We start from the raw sequence: 15,733 nt of genomic DNA, 5'->3' as shown, positions 1-15,733 counted from the left end.
GCTATTTCTCCCGCTGAAAATGATGATGGATGGTATCGCTATAATCGCCGCGCAAAAATTCGGTACGGATTCCGGCTTGCTGGAGTTTTATTTCTAAAAGCGCTAAGCGTTTCGATAATTCTCGCGCCTTGCCATCGTCAGGATCCAGTTTGTGTAGCAGATCGTTTAGCGCCAATGCTTCACGACGCATTTCAAGTTCAGGAGGTAGGTAACCAGTGTTTTTCAACAGACGATATGCCGTACGCAATTCAACCGGCACCCCGCTGTCATCATCTAGTTGTAAAGGTGCACCTTCGCCGGGCAAATTACTCAGTTCACCCTTTTCCTGAGCTTCACGGATATGTTGCTCTACAAGTTGATCAATTAGCCACATAAGGTATTCCTGATGGGTGTATCAGCCATCAGCATAGCGAAAGGGGAGTAAATGGAAAGGAATTACGGACAATAAAAAACCCGCCGAAGCGGGTTTTCTACGATACTGCAAATTACTCTGCAGTAGCTTCTGCTTGAGCTTCTGGACGATCAACCAGCTCGATGTAAGCCATCGGAGCGTTGTCACCAGCACGGAAGCCACACTTCAAAATGCGAGTGTAACCACCGGCACGGCTCGCGAAACGCGGGCCCAGCTCGTTAAACAGTTTTGCCACGATCTCGTTATCACGAGTGCGGGCGAATGCCAGACGACGATTAGCTACGCTGTCGGTCTTGGCAAGAGTAATCAGCGGCTCAACTACGCGGCGCAGCTCTTTGGCTTTCGGCAGAGTCGTCTTAATGATCTCATGACGAACCAGAGAACCAGCCATGTTGCGGAACATAGCCTGACGATGGCTGCTGTTGCGGTTCAGTTGACGACCACTCTTACGATGGCGCATGACCTTATCCTTCTCAGTGAAACCTTAACCTGTGATCGGGTTATTCATCAGCAATGCTTGCTGGTGGCCAGTTTTCCAGGCGCATGCCCAGTGACAAACCACGTGAAGCAAGCACATCTTTAATCTCGGTAAGAGATTTTTTACCCAGGTTAGGCGTTTTGAGCAGCTCAACCTCGGTACGCTGTACCAGATCACCGATGTAGTGGATAGCTTCTGCCTTGAGGCAGTTAGCAGAGCGGACAGTCAATTCCAGATCGTCAACAGGGCGCAGCAGGATCGGATCGAATTCTGGTTTCTCTTCTTTCACTTCCGGCTGACGTACATCACGTAAGTCAACGAAAGCTTCCAGTTGTTCTGCCAGGATGGTTGCCGCACGACGAATCGCCTCTTCAGGATCGATTGTGCCGTTGGTTTCCATTTCGATGACCAGCTTGTCCAGGTCGGTACGCTGTTCTACACGCGCTGCTTCAACATTGTAGGCAATACGGTCTACAGGGCTGTAGCAAGCGTCAACCAACAGACGGCCGATTGGGCGCTCATCTTCTTCCGAATGAATTCGGGCAGAAGCCGGCACATAACCACGACCACGCTGAACTTTGATACGCATGCTAATAGATGCGTTTTCATCGGTCAGGTGGCAGATCACATGCTGCGGCTTGACGATTTCAACATCACCGTCGTGGGTGATGTCGGCTGCAGTCACAGGGCCAATGCCAGATTTATTCAGAGTAAGGATGACTTCATCTTTACCTTGAACTCTTACCGCCAACCCTTTCAGGTTAAGCAGGATTTCCAGGATATCTTCCTGTACGCCCTCTTTGGTGGAGTACTCATGAAGCACACCATCAATCTCAACCTCGGTCACCGCGCAACCCGGCATGGAAGAAAGCAGAATACGGCGCAGTGCGTTACCAAGAGTATGGCCAAAGCCACGCTCTAACGGCTCAAGGGTCACCTTGGCGTGCGTCGAACTCACTTGCTCGATATCTACCAGGCGCGGTTTTAGAAACTCTGTCACAGAACCCTGCATTGTGTCCTCTCTTTGGTACTAAGCTTTACTTAGAGTAAAGCTCGACGATCAGGTGTTCGTTAATGTCCGCAGACAGATCAGTACGTTCAGGAATACGCTTGAACACACCTTCCATCTTAGTAGCATCAACTTCCAGCCAGGTTGGCTTTTCACGCTGCTCAGCCAGCTCCAGAGCGGCCTTCACGCGAGATTGCTGTTTGGCTTTCTCACGGATGCTTACGACATCATTCGGAGATACCTGATAAGAAGCGATGTTAACAACGCGACCGTTCACCAGGATAGATTTATGGCTAACCAGCTGACGTGCTTCTGCACGAGTGGCGCCAAAGCCCATACGGTAAACAACGTTATCCAGACGACCTTCCAGCAGGGCCAGCAGGTTTTCACCTGTGTTGCCTTTCAGACGTGCTGCTTCTTTATAGTAGTTGCGGAACTGACGCTCCAGCACGCCGTACATACGACGAACTTTCTGCTTTTCACGCAACTGGCCGCCGTAGTCAGACAGACGCGGTTTACGCGCACCATGCTGACCAGGTGGTTGTTCAATTTTGCACTTGGTATCGATCGCGCGAACGCCAGACTTAAGGAATAAGTCGGTACCCTCACGACGGCTCAGCTTGAGCTTAGGACCCAAATATCTTGCCATTTTCTTTCTCCAACTAACCTAAAAACGGGCGATTAAACGCGACGTTTTTTCGGCGGACGACAACCGTTGTGAGGGATTGGAGTCACATCAGTAATATTAGTGATGCGGAAACCAGCAGCGTTCAGAGCACGAATTGTTGATTCGCGACCTGGACCCGGACCCTTAACCATAACTTCCAGATTCTTAATACCGTAATCTTTCACTGCTTCTGCACAGCGCTCTGCAGCTACCTGAGCAGCAAACGGAGTAGATTTACGTGAACCGCGGAAACCGGAACCACCGGCGGTTGCCCAACCCAGTGCGTTACCCTGACGATCAGTAATGGTAACGATGGTGTTGTTAAAAGATGCATGGACATGAGCCACGCCATCTGAGACTTGTTTTCTTACACGCTTACGTGCACGAACTGGTGCCTTTGCCATTATTTACTCACCCCGATTATTTCTTGATCGGTTTACGCGGACCCTTACGGGTACGTGCATTGGTCTTAGTACGCTGACCGCGAACTGGCAGACCACGACGATGGCGTAAACCACGATAGCAACCAAGGTCCATCAGACGCTTGATGCTCAGGGTGATTTCACGGCGCAGATCACCTTCAACAACGAATTTACCAACTGCTTCACGCAGCTGTTCAATTTGTTCTTCAGACAGCTCTCTGATCTTAACATTTTCAGCAATACCCGTTGAAGCGCAGATGGCTTTAGAACGAGTTTTACCGATACCGAAAATCGAAGTTAATGCGATAACGGTATGTTTTTGATCAGGAATGTTAATGCCTGCTATACGGGCCACTATGCACTCCTATAATTAAACAAATGCGTCCCATGCTGAAAAGCCCGTTTTCAGGATACTCAAATGGTAACGCATCGACATACAAAAGATTGGCTGGCTAATCTAGCCAGCTCAACCCGACTTTGCAAGAAAAATATGTGACAATATCAGCCTTGGCGCTGTTTATGCTTTGGCTCGGCGCTGCAGATCACACGTACGACACCGTCGCGACGAATGATTTTGCAGTTACGACATAATTTCTTGACGGAAGCACGAACTTTCATTTTTACTCTCCGTAACTTCTCAAGCACCCGAATTAACGGCCGTAGCCCTTCAGGTTAGCTTTCTTCAATGCAGACTCGTACTGACTCGACATCATCAGAGTTTGCACTTGAGCCATAAAGTCCATGATGACGACCACTACGATGAGCAGCGATGTACCGCCAAAGTAGAATGGAACTTTCATAGCATCACGCATGAACTCCGGGATCAGGCAGATAAAAGTAATATACAGTGCGCCGATTAAGGTCAGACGTGTCATTACTTTATCGATGTACTTCGCCGTTTGCTCTCCCGGACGAATTCCCGGTACGAATGCACCAGACTTCTTCAGGTTATCTGCTGTTTCACGTGGGTTGAAGACCAACGCCGTGTAGAAGAAACAGAAGAAGATGATTGCAGTCGCATAGAGTAGCACATAAAGCGGCTGTCCTGGTTGCAAATACAGCGAAATTGTTGTCAGCCAGTTCCAACCGGTACCGCCCCCGAACCATGATGCTATGGTCGCCGGGAACAGAATAATGCTGGAAGCAAAAATAGCTGGGATTACGCCCGCCATGTTCACTTTCAACGGTAAATGTGTGCTCTGTGCAGCATATACACGACGACCTTGCTGACGTTTAGCGTAGTTGACCACAATGCGGCGCTGGCCACGCTCGACGAAAATAACAAAGAACGTCACTGCAAATACTAGAACTGCAACCAACAGCAACAGAAGGAAGTGCAGGTCACCTTGCCGCGCTTGCTCGATGGTATGGCCAATGGCCGGCGGGAGTCCCGCAACAATACCTGCGAAGATAATGATCGAGATACCGTTACCGATACCTCGTTCAGTAATCTGTTCGCCCAGCCACATCAGGAACATTGTCCCGGTAACCAGACTTACAACAGCGGTAAAGTAGAATGCAAAGCCTGGATTCATTACCAGTCCCTGCATTCCAGGCATATTCGGTAAACCGGTAGCAATACCGATCGACTGGAATACAGCCAGAACCAGTGTGCCGTAGCGAGTGTATTGGCTAATCTTACGACGACCAGCTTCACCCTCTTTCTTAATCTCAGCTAACGCTGGATGAACCACCGTCAGCAGCTGGATAATAATAGAGGCCGAAATATACGGCATAATACCCAGCGCGAAGATTGAGGCACGACTGAGAGCACCACCAGAGAACATGTTGAACATTTCAATGATGGTGCCACGCTGTTGCTCAAGCAGTTTGGCAAGTACAGTGGCATCGATACCGGGGATTGGAATAAAAGAGCCAATTCGGAAGACAATGAGTGCACCGATTACAAACAACAGTCTGCGCTTCAGTTCACCAAAGCCACCTTTGGCACTTTGAAAATCTAATCCCGGTTGCTTTGCCATCTGCTACTTATTCCTCGATTTTACCGCCAGCAGCTTCGATTGCAGCACGAGCACCTTTGGTGACACGCAGACCGCGAACCGTTACCGGTGCAGAAACTTCACCAGAAAGAATCACTTTCGCGAATTCAATCTGAACACCGATAATATTGGCCGCTTTCAGCGTATTCAGGTCAACAATACCGCCTTCAACTTTCGCCAGATCAGACAGACGAACTTCTGTCGTGATCATTGCTTTGCGAGAGGTGAAACCGAATTTCGGCAGACGACGGTACAGAGGCATCTGACCACCCTCGAAACCGCGACGTACGCCACCGCCAGAACGAGAGTTCTGACCTTTGTGACCACGACCACCAGTTTTACCGAGGCCAGAACCGATACCACGACCCAGACGCTTAGAAGCGTGTTTAGACCCTTCGGCCGGAGACAGAGTGTTTAAACGCATCTCTTACTCCTCCACTTTCAGCATGTAGGAAATCGCGTTAATCATACCGCGTACAGCAGGCGTATCTTCACGCTCAACGGTGTGATTGATGCGACGCAGACCCAAGCCAACCAGAGTCGCTTTGTGCTTAGGCAGGCGGCCGATTGAACTGCGGGTTTGTGTAATTTTAATTGTCTTAGCCATCGTGATTACCCCAGAATTTCTTCAACGGATTTACCACGCTTGGCAGCGACCATTTCCGGAGAATTCATATTGCCCAGGCCATCGATAGTTGCACGAACCACGTTAATCGGGTTGGTAGAACCATACGCTTTAGCCAGAACGTTATGTACTCCAGCAACTTCTAAAACGGCGCGCATTGCACCGCCGGCGATGATACCGGTACCTTCAGAAGCTGGCTGCATGAACACACGAGAACCTGTGTGAGCACCTTTAACAGGGTGCTGCAGGGTGCCGTGAGTCAGCGCGACGTTAATCATATTGCGACGGGCTTTCTCCATCGCTTTCTGGATCGCTGCTGGAACTTCACGCGCTTTACCGTAACCAAAACCAACGCGGCCGTTACCATCACCCACTACAGTCAGTGCGGTGAAGGAGAAAATACGACCACCTTTTACAGTTTTAGATACACGGTTTACCGCGATCAGTTTTTCCTGCAGTTCGCCAGCTTGTTTCTCGATGTTTGACATCTTAGACCTCTACCTTAGAACTGAAGGCCAGCTTCACGGGCAGCATCTGCCAGTGCCTGGACACGACCATGATATTGGAACCCGGAACGGTCGAAAGAGACATTGGTAATGCCTTTCTCAACAGCGCGCTCAGCCAGAGCTTTACCTACAGCTGCAGCGGCGTCTTTGTTACCGGTATACTTCAGTTGTTCGGCAATAGCTTTTTCTACAGTAGAAGCAGCAACCAGAACTTCGGAACCGTTCGGGGCGATCACCTGTGCGTAAATATGACGCGGGGTACGATGTACCACCAGGCGAGTAGCACCCAGCTCTTTGAGCTTGCGACGTGCACGGGTCGCACGACGGATACGAGCAGATTTCTTATCCATAGTGTTACCTTACTTCTTCTTAGCCTCTTTGGTACGCACGACTTCGTCGGCGTAACGAACACCCTTGCCTTTATAAGGCTCAGGACGACGGTAGGCGCGCAGATCAGCTGCAACCTGACCAATCAGCTGTTTATCAGCGCCTTTCAGCACGATCTCAGTCTGAGTTGGACATTCAGCAGTGATGCCGGCCGGCAGTGCATGGTCAACAGGGTGAGAGAAGCCCAGGGCCAAGCTCACAGAGTTGCCTTTAACAGCTGCACGATAACCAACACCAACCAGTTGCAGCTTCTTGGTGAAGCCTTCGGTAACACCGATAACCATGCCGTTCAGCAGCGCACGAGCAGTACCTGCTTGTGCCCAACCATCCGCAAAACCTTCGCGTGGAGCGAAAGTCAGGGCGTTGTCTGCATGCTTAACTTCTACAGCACTGTTGATAGTACGAGTCAGCTCGCCGTTTTTGCCTTTGATCGAAACTTCCTGACCGCTGAGTTTTACCTCTACGCCCGCAGGAACAACGACAGGTGCTTTTGCAACACGAGACATTTTATTCCTCCGATTACGCTACGTAGCAGATAATTTCGCCACCAAGACCAGCTTGGCGCGCTGCACGATCAGTCATGACACCTTTAGAGGTAGAGATTACAGCGATGCCCAGACCAGCCATTACTTTTGGCAGCTCATCTTTTTTCTTATAGATGCGCAGACCTGGACGACTAACACGCTGAATGCTCTCTACCACAGCCTTGCCCTGGAAATACTTTAAAGTAACTTCCAGCTCAGACTTGATATCGCCTTCGATTTTAAAATCTTCAATATAGCCTTCTTCCTTCAGCACGTTGGCAATTGCCACTTTCAGCTTGGAGGAAGGCATAGAGACCGCAACTTTGTTCGCGGCCTGACCGTTACGGATACGGGTCAGCATATCCGCGATCGGATCTTGCATGCTCATCTGTGTTACTCCCGTGATTCAAATGGTGACAATTACCAGCTAGCCTTTTTAAGACCCGGGATTTCACCGCGCATTGCGGCTTCACGGACCTTGATACGGCTCAACCCAAACTTCCGCAAGAAACCGTGCGGACGACCTGTCTGACGGCAGCGGTTACGCTGACGGGAAGGGCTGGAATCACGCGGCAGACTCTGCAGCTTGAGAACGGCATCCCAACGATCTTCGTCGGATGCGTTCACATCAGAAATGATCGCTTTCAGTTCTACGCGCTTGGCGAAGAACTTGTCTGCTAATTTCACACGCTTAACTTCGCGTGCTTTCATCGATTGCTTAGCCATTAAGTAACCCTACCTTACTTGCGGAATGGGAATTCAAAGGCAGCCAGCAGAGCACGGCCTTCATCATCAGATTTCGCAGTAGTGGTAATGGTAATATCCAAACCACGAACGCGATCGACTTTGTCATAATCGATTTCTGGGAAGATGATCTGCTCACGAACGCCCATGCTGTAGTTACCACGACCGTCGAACGACTTCGCAGATAAACCGCGGAAGTCACGAATACGTGGTACAGCAATAGTGATCAGACGCTCAAAGAACTCCCACATACGCTCACCGCGCAGAGTTACTTTACAGCCGATCGGATAGCCCTGACGGATTTTGAAGCCTGCAACTGATTTGCGTGCTTTGGTGATCAGCGGTTTTTGACCGGAGATTGCTGCCAGGTCAGCTGCTGCGTTATCCAGCAGTTTCTTGTCAGCGATCGCTTCACCAACACCCATGTTCAGGGTGATCTTCTCGACCCGAGGGACTTGCATGACAGAATTGTAGCCGAACTCTGTCATGAGTTTCTGGACTACTTCGTCTTTGTAGTAATCATGCAGTTTCGCCATCGTACTACTCCAAATTACTTGATAGTTTCGCTATTAGACTTGAAGAAACGGACTTTTTTGCCGTCTTCGAATCTAAAGCCTACACGGTCAGCCTTGCCGGTTGCCGCATTGAAGAGTGCAACGTTGGAAGCTTGAATAGCCGCTTCTTTCTCAACGATGCCACCTGGTTGGTTCAGGGCCGGAACCGGCTTCTGATGTTTCTTAACCAGGTTGATACCTTCAACGATGACTTTACCAGAAGTCAGGACGTTCTTTACTTTACCGCGTTTACCTTTGTCTTTGCCGGTAAGCACGATAACTTCGTCGTTACGACGGATTTTCGCTGCCATTGCTCGCTCCTTAGAGTACTTCTGGTGCCAGAGAGATAATTTTCATGAACTTTTCAGTACGAAGTTCACGAGTTACCGGCCCAAAAATACGCGTACCGATAGGTTGCTCGCTGTTATTGTTTAAAATAACGCATGCATTACCATCGAAGCGAATGACAGAACCGTCCGGGCGACGAACACCCTTCCTGGTGCGCACCACTACCGCTTTCAGGACATCACCTTTTTTCACCTTGCCACGAGGAATTGCTTCCTTGATGGTCACTTTGATGATATCGCCGACGCCTGCGTAGCGACGGTGCGAGCCACCCAGAACCTTGATACACATTACGCGACGTGCACCGGAGTTGTCGGCGACGTTCAGCATAGTCTGTTCTTGGATCATTTTAGTGCTCCGCTAATGTCAACTACTACTTCGGGACCCAAACCTCAGGTCGTTAAAAAGCCCCATAATTGAGGGCGCGGCATTATAACACCGGTTCTCGCACATGGGTAGAAAAAATGAACGGCTCAGACGAGCCGTTCATTTTATTTTTTAGAGGAAACGGATTCTATTACAGAACCGCTTTCTCTACAACGCGAACCAGCGTCCAAGACTTAGTCTTAGACAGCGGACGAGTTTCGCGGATTTCTACCACGTCACCAATACCGCATTCGTTGTTCTCGTCATGGATGTGCAGCTTAGTCGTACGCTTGATGAATTTACCGTAGATCGGGTGTTTCACTACACGTTCGATAGCAACAACTGCAGATTTCTGCATTTTGTCACTAATAACACGACCCTGCAGAGTACGGATTTTATCGGTCATTACGCCGCCTTCTCAGTCAGTAAAGTCTTAACACGTGCAACATTACGGCGCACTTCTTTCAGCAGATGGGTTTGCTGAAGTTGGCCGGATGCTGCTTGCATGCGCAGGTTAAACTGCTCACGCAGCAGGTTAAGTAGCTCAGTGTTCAGCTCTTCAACGCTTTTTTCACGCAGCTCATTTGCTTTCATTACATCACCGTCTTAGTAACAAAGGTGGTTTTGATAGGCAGTTTTGCTGCTGCCAGCTTGAAGGCTTCACGGGCCAGCTCTTCCGGAACGCCGTCCATTTCATACAGGACTTTACCCGGTTGAATGAGGGCAACCCAATACTCCACGTTGCCCTTACCTTTACCCATACGCACTTCCAGCGGCTTCTCGGTAATTGGTTTGTCCGGGAATACACGGATCCAAATTTTACCTTGACGCTTAACTGCACGGGTCATAGCACGACGTGCTGCTTCGATCTGACGAGCAGTCAGACGACCACGGCCAACAGCTTTCAGACCGAAAGTACCGAAGCTGACATCCGTACCTTGCGCCAGACCACGGTTGCGGCCTTTGTGCACTTTACGGAATTTCGTACGCTTTGGTTGTAACATCAGCGACTCTCCTTACTTACGGCCTTTACGCTGCTGCTTTTTAGGTTGAGCAGCCGGTTCCGGTTGTTCAACAGCAGCCATACCACCCAGGATCTCGCCTTTGAAGATCCATACCTTAACGCCGATTACACCATAAGTGGTGTGCGCTTCAGAGGTGTTGTAGTCAATGTCTGCACGCAGTGTGTGCAACGGTACGCGACCTTCACGGTACCATTCGGTACGTGCGATCTCGGCACCGCCCAAACGGCCGCTGACTTCGACTTTAATACCCTTCGCGCCCAGACGCATTGCGTTCTGTACAGCACGCTTCATAGCACGACGGAACATCACACGACGCTCCAGCTGTGAAGTGATGCTATCAGCAACCAATTTAGCGTCCAGTTCCGGCTTACGGACTTCGGCGATGTTGATCTGTGCAGGAACGCCAGCGATTTTCGCGACGACCGTACGCAGTTTTTCTACGTCTTCACCTTTCTTACCGATAACGATACCCGGGCGAGCAGTGTGAATAGTCACACGGATGCTCTTAGCCGGACGCTCGATAACGATACGAGATACAGACGCTTTAGACAGTTCCTTAGTCAGGAACTGACGGACTTTAAAATCGCTGTCCAGGTTGTCAGCGAATTCTTTGGTGTTCGCAAACCAGGTAGAGTTCCATGGTTTTACAATACCCAGGCGAATACCATTAGGATGTACTTTCTGACCCATTGCTAGTCTCCAGAGTCTCAGCGATCGGACACAACCACAGTAATGTGGCTGGTGCGCTTCAGGATGCGATCTGCACGACCTTTCGCACGCGGCATAATGCGCTTCATGCTTGGGCCTTCGTCTACGAAGATTTTCGCGACTTTCAGATCGTCGATATCAGCGCCATCGTTGTGTTCGGCGTTCGCAATGGCAGATTCCAGGACTTTCTTAACCAACACAGCAGCTTTCTTGTTGGTGTAGGTCAGAATATCCAGAGCCTGCGACACTTTCTTACCGCGAATCAGGTCTGCCACCAGGCGAACCTTCTGAGCAGAAGAACGAGCATGGCGATGTTGAGCAATAGTTTCCATCTCTTCCTCCTACTTATTTCTTCTTGGCTTTCTTATCTGCAGCATGGCCGCGATAAGTACGTGTCGGTGCAAATTCACCCAGTTTGTGGCCGACCATTTCGTCGGAAACAAAGACAGGAACGTGCTGACGACCATTATGGACAGCGATGGTCAAACCGATCATGTTAGGGAAGATCGTTGAACGACGGGACCAAGTGCGCAGGGGCTTCTTGTCACCGCTTTCCACCGCTTTCTCTACCTTCTTCAGCAAGTGCAGGTCAATAAAAGGACCTTTCTTGAGAGAACGTGGCATGGCTTATCCTCTAAAATTATTTGCTACGGCGACGTACGATAAATTTATCAGTACGCTTGTTGCTACGGGTCTTCTTACCTTTGGTCTGAACGCCCCACGGAGTTACCGGGTGCTTACCAAAGTTACGACCTTCACCACCACCGTGCGGGTGATCGACTGGGTTCATCGCAGTACCGCGAACGGTAGGACGAACACCACGCCAACGGGTTGCACCAGCTTTACCCAGTACGCGCAGCATGTGCTCAGAGTTGCCGACTTCGCCGAGAGTTGCACGACATTCGGATTCAACTTTGCGCATTTCGCCTGAACGCAGACGCAGGGTAACGTAGGAACCTTCACGCGCAACGATCTGCACGTAAGTACCAGCTGAGCGAGCAATCTGACCGCCTTTGCCTGGTTTCATTTCTACGTTATGAACGGTAGAACCCACCGGGATGTTACGCATCGGCAGTGTGTTACCTGCTTTAATCGCAGCATCAACGCCAGATTGAATCTGATCGCCGGCTTTCAGGCCTTTAGGGGCCAGGATGTAACGGCGCTCGCCATCTTTGTACAGAACCAGTGCGATGTTCGCAGAACGGTTCGGATCGTACTCAAGACGCTCAACAACTGCTGGAATACCATCTTTGTTGCGTTTGAAGTCAACAATACGGTAAGCCTGCTTGTGACCACCACCGATATGACGGGTAGTGATACGACCATTGTTGTTACGACCACCGGATTTGCTGTTTTTTTCTACCAGCGGGGCAAATGGTTTGCCCTTGTGCAGCTCTGGGTTCACCACTTTAACTACGTGACGACGACCCGGAGATGTCGGTTTACATTTAACAACTGCCATTGTCTTTCTCCTCCGACTTACTCAGCGCCGCCGACGAAGTCCAGATTCTGGCCTTCCTTCAGGGTGACGTAAGCTTTTTTCCAGTCGCTACGACGACCGATACGCTGTCCGTGACGCTTAACTTTCCCTTTAACTACCAGGGTGTTTACGTCTTTAACTTCCACTTCGAACAGCTTCTCAACAGCAGCAACGATCTCTGCTTTGGTCGCGTCTTTAGCAACTTTGAGAACGATGGTATTGGTTTTTTCCATCGCAGTAGATGCTTTTTCTGATACGTGCGGTGCACGCACTACTTTCAGCAGACGTTCTTCACGGATCATGCCAGCATCTCCTCAACTTGCTTAACTGCTTCCGCAGTCATAACGACTTTGTCGAAGGCGATCAGGCTAACTGGGTCGATGCCCGCTGCATCACGCACGTCAACCTTGTACAGGTTACGCGCAGCCAGGAACAGATTCTCATCCAGTTCACCGGTGATGATCAGCACATCTTGCAGCGCCATGTCTTTCAGTTTCTGTACCAGCAGCTTAGTTTTAGGCGCTTCTACAGAGAACGTCTCGACAACGATCAGACGGTCCTGACGTACCAGCTCGGACAGGATGCTTTTCAGCGCGCCGCGGTACATCTTTTTGTTAACTTTTTGACTGTGGTCCTGTGGACGTGCAGCGAAGGTCACGCCACCTGAACGCCAGATTGGGCTCTTTACAGAACCTGCACGCGCACGGCCGGTACCTTTCTGGCGCCAAGGCTTTTTGCCTGAACCAGTAACTTCAGCACGAGTCTTCTGCGCACGAGTACCCTGACGAGCACCAGCGGCATAAGCAACAACAACCTGGTGAACCAGCGCTTCGTTGAAATCACGACCGAAGGTAGTTTCGGAAACAGTCAGCGCGCTCTGCGCGTCTTTCAGTACTAATTCCATTGCTATCCCCTTACGCCTTCACAGCTGGTTTAACAATCAGATCGCACCCAGTTGCACCCGGGACGCCACCTTTGACCAGCAGCAGGTTGCGCTCAGCGTCAACACGTACTACTTCCAGGCTCTGAACGGTTACGCGCTCATTACCCAGCTGACCAGCCATTTTCTTGCCTTTGAACACTTTGCCCGGAGTCTGGTTCTGACCGATAGAACCCGGAACGCGGTGTGACAAGGAGTTACCGTGTGTAGCGTCCTGGGTACGGAAGTTCCAGCGCTTAACGGTACCTGCGAAACCTTTACCTTTAGAGGTACCGGTAACGTCTACTTTTTTAACGTCAGCGAAGATTTCAACACTGATGCTCTGGCCAACAGAGAAATCTTCACCTTCGGTGCGGAATTCCCACAGACCACGGCCAGCGTCAACGCCAGCTTTAGCAAAATGACCTGCTTCAGGCTTGCTCACACGGCTTGCTTTTTTAGCACCGGTGGTAACCTGAATAGCTTGGTAACCATCGTTGTCCAGGCCTTTGACCTGAGTAACGCGGTTTGCTTCAACTTCGATAACGGTTACTGGGATTGAAACGCCATCTTCAGTGAAGATGCGGGTCATACCCACTTTTTTACCGACTAAACCAATCATTGTATCAACCTCTCAATCGCTCGATGACCTGATTAACCCAGGCTGATCTGCACGTCAACACCGGCAGCCAGGTCCAGACGCATCAGAGCATCAACGGTTTTTTCAGTTGGCTCAACGATGTCTACCAGACGCTTGTGAGTGCGGATTTCGTACTGATCACGCGCGTCTTTGTTAACGTGCGGAGAGATCAGAACGGTAAAACGCTCTTTGCGGGTTGGCAGCGGGATCGGACCACGTACCTGCGCACCAGTGCGCTTGGCAGTCTCAACGATTTCCGCGGTTGATTGATCGATCAGGCGATGATCAAACGCTTTAAGACGGATACGGATTCTTTGGTTCGACATGAGACCAAGGCTCCAAACATTTTATAAACGAAAAGAATTACTACCCGCATCCATTACGATTGATGGAGGAGTGTAATCGTTCAGCATATAACTCCCCAATTGGGAGTATTGTTAGGCGATACATAGACAGCTATCCCCTGCGATTCTGCTCGAATCGCGCCACACCAATATCGGCAGGCCCGCGCATTATACGTAAATCAGTTCAGGAAGCAACCCGTGTTGTGTTTTTAACCACATCAATCTGGCTTCAAAGCAAAAAAACCCGCGGCAATCGTTTTGACTGGCGCGGGCTTGCGTGACATTGCTTGTTGGGCATAAGGCTAATGTTCGTTCTGATCTTTTAATTGGGACTGAAGATAATTTTGCAGACCGAGTTTGTTCACCAGATCGAGTTCCGTTTCCAGCCAATCTATGTGCCCTTCCTCTTCCGTAAGGATCTCAATCATCATGTCTCTGCTGACGTAGTCATGAACCTTGTCGGCATAGGCTATCGCTTCACGCAAATCCTTTGCGCCTTCCAGTTCTAATGCCAGGTCAGATTGCAGCATTTCCGGCACGTCTTCACCGATGCGTAATCGACCGAGATCTTGCAGGTTAGGAATCCCTTCGAGAAAAAGAATGCGTTCGATGTACTTATCCGCATGTTTCATTTCATCGATCGACTCATGATACTCAACGTCATTGAGCCGGGTCAGACCCCAATTTTTGAACATACGCGCATGAAGGAAGTACTGATTAATCGCAACCAGTTCATTCCCCAGCAATTTGTTGAGATGAAATATGATTTTACCGTCGCCCTTCATTTTGCTTCCTCCGCTTCCAACTAAATAGAGCGTAGATGCGGATGAAAGGAAGTCAAAAAAACGCGACAGTTATTGTGGGTATTGTGAAGTGCAGGATTTATCTGTCAGGCTATCTCTTTATAGAGCGGCACGTTTTGCAGCTCATCTTCCATAATTTCCCGTGCAAAGCGCACGCACTTCCCACATTGCTTGCCAATGGGAACCAGCTGGCGCAATTGTTGAATCGATTTGGGTTGATAGCGGCGAACCACTTCGCGGAGAGTTTTATCACTCACGGCATTACACAAGCAGACGTACATTTACTGCGGGCTCCCGTACAATTTATGATCAAATTGTAAATGAGAATGGTTTTTATTTCAAACGCAGCTTTTATGTGGGATTAATCGAAACGGCAGAATTCAGACATAAAAAAAGAGCACCGAAGTGCTCTTTATTGTGCTGCGGTGGCTACCTTAGCAGCCACCGACATTAACGCAATTAAGCGATAATTGTAGCAACAACACCCGCACCAACGGTACGGCCGCCTTCACGGATAGCGAAGCGCAAGCCTTCATCCATCGCGATTGGGTGGATCAGCTCAACGGTCATCTGAACGTTGTCGCCTGGCATTACCATCTCTACGCCTTCTGGCAGCTCAACGTTGCCGGTCACGTCAGTTGTACGGAAGTAGAACTGTGGACGATAGCCTTTGAAGAACGGAGTATGACGGCCGCCTTCATCTTTAGACAGAACGTAAACTTCTGAAGTGAACTTGGTATGCGGCTTGATTGACGCCGGCTTAGCCAGAACCTGG

At 49.9% G+C, this 15,733-nt stretch carries 31 protein-coding genes and 1 pseudogene; all 32 read right to left on the bottom strand.

Going from position 1 to position 15,733, the window contains the following annotated elements:
• Position 1 precedes the first annotated feature (1 nt).
• Positions 2–373 (bottom strand): DUF1992 domain-containing protein, encoded by a 372-nt coding sequence (locus tag HX773_RS24245; protein ID WP_176973625.1) that lies wholly within the window; start codon positions 371–373, stop codon positions 2–4.
• A 112-nt stretch (positions 374–485) separates the two neighbouring features.
• On the bottom strand, positions 486–872 hold the full coding sequence (gene rplQ, locus HX773_RS24240) for a 50S ribosomal protein L17 (protein ID WP_008104728.1): 387 nt from the start codon (positions 870–872) through the stop codon (positions 486–488).
• Between the two features lie 40 nt (positions 873–912).
• Complete coding sequence (gene rpoA / locus HX773_RS24235) at positions 913–1,902, bottom strand: DNA-directed RNA polymerase subunit alpha (protein WP_007891688.1); 990 nt, start codon at positions 1,900–1,902, stop codon at positions 913–915.
• Between the two features lie 25 nt (positions 1,903–1,927).
• Positions 1,928–2,548 (bottom strand): 30S ribosomal protein S4, encoded by a 621-nt coding sequence (gene rpsD / locus HX773_RS24230; protein ID WP_007891687.1) that lies wholly within the window; start codon positions 2,546–2,548, stop codon positions 1,928–1,930.
• 32 nt (positions 2,549–2,580) lie between these two features.
• Positions 2,581–2,970 (bottom strand): 30S ribosomal protein S11, encoded by a 390-nt coding sequence (gene rpsK, locus HX773_RS24225; protein WP_004160563.1) that lies wholly within the window; start codon positions 2,968–2,970, stop codon positions 2,581–2,583.
• Positions 2,971–2,986: 16 nt separating this feature from the next.
• A complete protein-coding gene (gene rpsM, locus HX773_RS24220) occupies positions 2,987–3,343 on the bottom strand; it encodes a 30S ribosomal protein S13 (RefSeq protein ID WP_034830736.1) in 357 nt (118 codons plus the stop codon).
• A gap of 146 nt (positions 3,344–3,489) precedes the next feature.
• The gene (gene rpmJ / locus HX773_RS24215; protein ID WP_004160566.1) at positions 3,490–3,606 is read right to left on the bottom strand and encodes a 50S ribosomal protein L36; all 117 of its coding nucleotides are present in this window, start codon (positions 3,604–3,606) and stop codon (positions 3,490–3,492) included.
• A 32-nt stretch (positions 3,607–3,638) separates the two neighbouring features.
• A complete protein-coding gene (gene secY / locus HX773_RS24210) occupies positions 3,639–4,970 on the bottom strand; it encodes a preprotein translocase subunit SecY (RefSeq protein ID WP_007891686.1) in 1,332 nt (443 codons plus the stop codon).
• A 7-nt stretch (positions 4,971–4,977) separates the two neighbouring features.
• Positions 4,978–5,412, bottom strand: a complete 435-nt coding sequence (gene rplO / locus HX773_RS24205; protein WP_007891684.1) for a 50S ribosomal protein L15 — start codon at positions 5,410–5,412, stop codon at positions 4,978–4,980.
• A gap of 3 nt (positions 5,413–5,415) precedes the next feature.
• Positions 5,416–5,595, bottom strand: a complete 180-nt coding sequence (rpmD, locus tag HX773_RS24200; protein ID WP_007891681.1) for a 50S ribosomal protein L30 — start codon at positions 5,593–5,595, stop codon at positions 5,416–5,418.
• 5 nt (positions 5,596–5,600) lie between these two features.
• Positions 5,601–6,101 (bottom strand): 30S ribosomal protein S5, encoded by a 501-nt coding sequence (gene rpsE / locus HX773_RS24195; protein ID WP_007891679.1) that lies wholly within the window; start codon positions 6,099–6,101, stop codon positions 5,601–5,603.
• Between the two features lie 14 nt (positions 6,102–6,115).
• Positions 6,116–6,469, bottom strand: coding sequence for a 50S ribosomal protein L18 (gene rplR, locus HX773_RS24190; RefSeq protein WP_008104733.1), 354 nt, complete (start codon positions 6,467–6,469; stop codon positions 6,116–6,118).
• Between the two features lie 9 nt (positions 6,470–6,478).
• A complete protein-coding gene (gene rplF / locus HX773_RS24185) occupies positions 6,479–7,012 on the bottom strand; it encodes a 50S ribosomal protein L6 (protein ID WP_176973624.1) in 534 nt (177 codons plus the stop codon).
• A 13-nt stretch (positions 7,013–7,025) separates the two neighbouring features.
• Entirely contained in the window at positions 7,026–7,418 is a 393-nt protein-coding gene (gene rpsH, locus HX773_RS24180; protein WP_007891668.1) for a 30S ribosomal protein S8, read from the bottom strand.
• A 32-nt stretch (positions 7,419–7,450) separates the two neighbouring features.
• Positions 7,451–7,756: a 30S ribosomal protein S14 gene (rpsN, locus tag HX773_RS24175; RefSeq protein ID WP_007891666.1), complete on the bottom strand. Its 306-nt coding sequence runs from the start codon at positions 7,754–7,756 to the stop codon at positions 7,451–7,453.
• 14 nt (positions 7,757–7,770) lie between these two features.
• Positions 7,771–8,310, bottom strand: a complete 540-nt coding sequence (gene rplE, locus HX773_RS24170) for a 50S ribosomal protein L5 (protein WP_007891665.1) — start codon at positions 8,308–8,310, stop codon at positions 7,771–7,773.
• A gap of 14 nt (positions 8,311–8,324) precedes the next feature.
• Positions 8,325–8,639 (bottom strand): 50S ribosomal protein L24, encoded by a 315-nt coding sequence (gene rplX / locus HX773_RS24165; RefSeq protein ID WP_007891664.1) that lies wholly within the window; start codon positions 8,637–8,639, stop codon positions 8,325–8,327.
• 10 nt (positions 8,640–8,649) lie between these two features.
• The gene (gene rplN, locus HX773_RS24160) at positions 8,650–9,021 is read right to left on the bottom strand and encodes a 50S ribosomal protein L14 (RefSeq protein ID WP_006120590.1); all 372 of its coding nucleotides are present in this window, start codon (positions 9,019–9,021) and stop codon (positions 8,650–8,652) included.
• A 169-nt stretch (positions 9,022–9,190) separates the two neighbouring features.
• Positions 9,191–9,445, bottom strand: a complete 255-nt coding sequence (rpsQ, locus tag HX773_RS24155; RefSeq protein WP_007891663.1) for a 30S ribosomal protein S17 — start codon at positions 9,443–9,445, stop codon at positions 9,191–9,193.
• Positions 9,445–9,633 (bottom strand): 50S ribosomal protein L29, encoded by a 189-nt coding sequence (rpmC, locus tag HX773_RS24150; protein ID WP_007891662.1) that lies wholly within the window; start codon positions 9,631–9,633, stop codon positions 9,445–9,447. Before rpmC ends, rpsQ begins: the two co-directional genes overlap by 1 nt.
• Positions 9,633–10,043, bottom strand: a complete 411-nt coding sequence (gene rplP, locus HX773_RS24145) for a 50S ribosomal protein L16 (RefSeq protein WP_002438716.1) — start codon at positions 10,041–10,043, stop codon at positions 9,633–9,635. The genes rpmC and rplP overlap by 1 nt, the downstream gene beginning before the upstream one ends.
• Before the next feature lie 12 nt (positions 10,044–10,055).
• Positions 10,056–10,754 carry a 30S ribosomal protein S3 gene (gene rpsC, locus HX773_RS24140; RefSeq protein WP_007891660.1) on the bottom strand — a complete coding sequence of 233 codons (699 nt, stop codon included), beginning with the start codon at positions 10,752–10,754 and terminating at the stop codon, positions 10,056–10,058.
• A gap of 17 nt (positions 10,755–10,771) precedes the next feature.
• Positions 10,772–11,104 carry a 50S ribosomal protein L22 gene (gene rplV / locus HX773_RS24135; RefSeq protein WP_007891659.1) on the bottom strand — a complete coding sequence of 111 codons (333 nt, stop codon included), beginning with the start codon at positions 11,102–11,104 and terminating at the stop codon, positions 10,772–10,774.
• A gap of 13 nt (positions 11,105–11,117) precedes the next feature.
• On the bottom strand, positions 11,118–11,396 hold the full coding sequence (gene rpsS, locus HX773_RS24130) for a 30S ribosomal protein S19 (protein ID WP_001138115.1): 279 nt from the start codon (positions 11,394–11,396) through the stop codon (positions 11,118–11,120).
• A 16-nt stretch (positions 11,397–11,412) separates the two neighbouring features.
• On the bottom strand, positions 11,413–12,234 hold the full coding sequence (gene rplB / locus HX773_RS24125) for a 50S ribosomal protein L2 (RefSeq protein WP_007891654.1): 822 nt from the start codon (positions 12,232–12,234) through the stop codon (positions 11,413–11,415).
• Between the two features lie 17 nt (positions 12,235–12,251).
• Positions 12,252–12,554 (bottom strand): 50S ribosomal protein L23, encoded by a 303-nt coding sequence (gene rplW / locus HX773_RS24120; protein WP_007891652.1) that lies wholly within the window; start codon positions 12,552–12,554, stop codon positions 12,252–12,254.
• Positions 12,551–13,156, bottom strand: a complete 606-nt coding sequence (gene rplD, locus HX773_RS24115) for a 50S ribosomal protein L4 (protein ID WP_064741589.1) — start codon at positions 13,154–13,156, stop codon at positions 12,551–12,553. Before rplD ends, rplW begins: the two co-directional genes overlap by 4 nt.
• 10 nt (positions 13,157–13,166) lie before the next feature.
• The gene (gene rplC, locus HX773_RS24110) at positions 13,167–13,793 is read right to left on the bottom strand and encodes a 50S ribosomal protein L3 (RefSeq protein ID WP_008104741.1); all 627 of its coding nucleotides are present in this window, start codon (positions 13,791–13,793) and stop codon (positions 13,167–13,169) included.
• Positions 13,794–13,825: 32 nt separating this feature from the next.
• Entirely contained in the window at positions 13,826–14,137 is a 312-nt protein-coding gene (rpsJ, locus tag HX773_RS24105) for a 30S ribosomal protein S10 (RefSeq protein ID WP_006120582.1), read from the bottom strand.
• Between the two features lie 320 nt (positions 14,138–14,457).
• Complete coding sequence (bfr, locus tag HX773_RS24100) at positions 14,458–14,940, bottom strand: bacterioferritin (protein ID WP_176973623.1); 483 nt, start codon at positions 14,938–14,940, stop codon at positions 14,458–14,460.
• Between the two features lie 104 nt (positions 14,941–15,044).
• A complete protein-coding gene (bfd, locus tag HX773_RS24095) occupies positions 15,045–15,239 on the bottom strand; it encodes a bacterioferritin-associated ferredoxin (protein WP_008104746.1) in 195 nt (64 codons plus the stop codon).
• A 178-nt stretch (positions 15,240–15,417) separates the two neighbouring features.
• Positions 15,418–15,733 (bottom strand): annotated as a pseudogene (tuf, locus tag HX773_RS24090) (elongation factor Tu); the annotation flags it as partial.

Origin of the sequence: Pantoea sp. B9002, assembly GCF_013385945.1 — a bacterium.
Taxonomy (GTDB): domain Bacteria; phylum Pseudomonadota; class Gammaproteobacteria; order Enterobacterales; family Enterobacteriaceae; genus Pantoea.
Note: the sequence above shows the minus strand (reverse complement) of the source record. Positions and strands in the feature narration are given on the sequence as shown.

Coding starts and splice junctions, on each gene's coding strand:
- rplD (WP_064741589.1), bottom strand. CDS start 13,156: ATGGAATTAGTACTGAAAGACGCGCAGAGCGCGCTGACTGTTTCCGAA.
- rplC (WP_008104741.1), bottom strand. CDS start 13,793: ATGATTGGTTTAGTCGGTAAAAAAGTGGGTATGACCCGCATCTTCACT.
- rpsD (WP_007891687.1), bottom strand. CDS start 2,548: ATGGCAAGATATTTGGGTCCTAAGCTCAAGCTGAGCCGTCGTGAGGGT.
- rpmD (WP_007891681.1), bottom strand. CDS start 5,595: ATGGCTAAGACAATTAAAATTACACAAACCCGCAGTTCAATCGGCCGC.
- rplW (WP_007891652.1), bottom strand. CDS start 12,554: ATGATCCGTGAAGAACGTCTGCTGAAAGTAGTGCGTGCACCGCACGTA.
- secY (WP_007891686.1), bottom strand. CDS start 4,970: ATGGCAAAGCAACCGGGATTAGATTTTCAAAGTGCCAAAGGTGGCTTT.
- rpsH (WP_007891668.1), bottom strand. CDS start 7,418: ATGAGCATGCAAGATCCGATCGCGGATATGCTGACCCGTATCCGTAAC.
- rpsQ (WP_007891663.1), bottom strand. CDS start 9,445: ATGACCGATAAAATCCGTACTCTGCAGGGTCGTGTTATTAGTGACAAA.
- rplV (WP_007891659.1), bottom strand. CDS start 11,104: ATGGAAACTATTGCTCAACATCGCCATGCTCGTTCTTCTGCTCAGAAG.
- rpsK (WP_004160563.1), bottom strand. CDS start 2,970: ATGGCAAAGGCACCAGTTCGTGCACGTAAGCGTGTAAGAAAACAAGTC.
- rpsS (WP_001138115.1), bottom strand. CDS start 11,396: ATGCCACGTTCTCTCAAGAAAGGTCCTTTTATTGACCTGCACTTGCTG.
- rplF (WP_176973624.1), bottom strand. CDS start 7,012: ATGTCTCGTGTTGCAAAAGCACCTGTCGTTGTTCCTGCGGGCGTAGAG.
- rplO (WP_007891684.1), bottom strand. CDS start 5,412: ATGCGTTTAAACACTCTGTCTCCGGCCGAAGGGTCTAAACACGCTTCT.
- rpsN (WP_007891666.1), bottom strand. CDS start 7,756: ATGGCTAAGCAATCGATGAAAGCACGCGAAGTTAAGCGTGTGAAATTA.
- bfd (WP_008104746.1), bottom strand. CDS start 15,239: ATGTACGTCTGCTTGTGTAATGCCGTGAGTGATAAAACTCTCCGCGAA.
- rplX (WP_007891664.1), bottom strand. CDS start 8,639: ATGGCAGCGAAAATCCGTCGTAACGACGAAGTTATCGTGCTTACCGGC.
- rpsJ (WP_006120582.1), bottom strand. CDS start 14,137: ATGTCGAACCAAAGAATCCGTATCCGTCTTAAAGCGTTTGATCATCGC.
- rplB (WP_007891654.1), bottom strand. CDS start 12,234: ATGGCAGTTGTTAAATGTAAACCGACATCTCCGGGTCGTCGTCACGTA.
- rplP (WP_002438716.1), bottom strand. CDS start 10,043: ATGTTACAACCAAAGCGTACGAAATTCCGTAAAGTGCACAAAGGCCGC.
- bfr (WP_176973623.1), bottom strand. CDS start 14,940: ATGAAGGGCGACGGTAAAATCATATTTCATCTCAACAAATTGCTGGGG.
- rplQ (WP_008104728.1), bottom strand. CDS start 872: ATGCGCCATCGTAAGAGTGGTCGTCAACTGAACCGCAACAGCAGCCAT.
- rpoA (WP_007891688.1), bottom strand. CDS start 1,902: ATGCAGGGTTCTGTGACAGAGTTTCTAAAACCGCGCCTGGTAGATATC.
- rpsC (WP_007891660.1), bottom strand. CDS start 10,754: ATGGGTCAGAAAGTACATCCTAATGGTATTCGCCTGGGTATTGTAAAA.
- rpsE (WP_007891679.1), bottom strand. CDS start 6,101: ATGTCAAACATCGAGAAACAAGCTGGCGAACTGCAGGAAAAACTGATC.
- rplE (WP_007891665.1), bottom strand. CDS start 8,310: ATGGCGAAACTGCATGATTACTACAAAGACGAAGTAGTCCAGAAACTC.
- rpmJ (WP_004160566.1), bottom strand. CDS start 3,606: ATGAAAGTTCGTGCTTCCGTCAAGAAATTATGTCGTAACTGCAAAATC.
- rplR (WP_008104733.1), bottom strand. CDS start 6,469: ATGGATAAGAAATCTGCTCGTATCCGTCGTGCGACCCGTGCACGTCGC.
- HX773_RS24245 (WP_176973625.1), bottom strand. CDS start 373: ATGTGGCTAATTGATCAACTTGTAGAGCAACATATCCGTGAAGCTCAG.
- rpmC (WP_007891662.1), bottom strand. CDS start 9,633: ATGAAAGCAAATGAGCTGCGTGAAAAAAGCGTTGAAGAGCTGAACACT.
- rplN (WP_006120590.1), bottom strand. CDS start 9,021: ATGATCCAAGAACAGACTATGCTGAACGTCGCCGACAACTCCGGTGCA.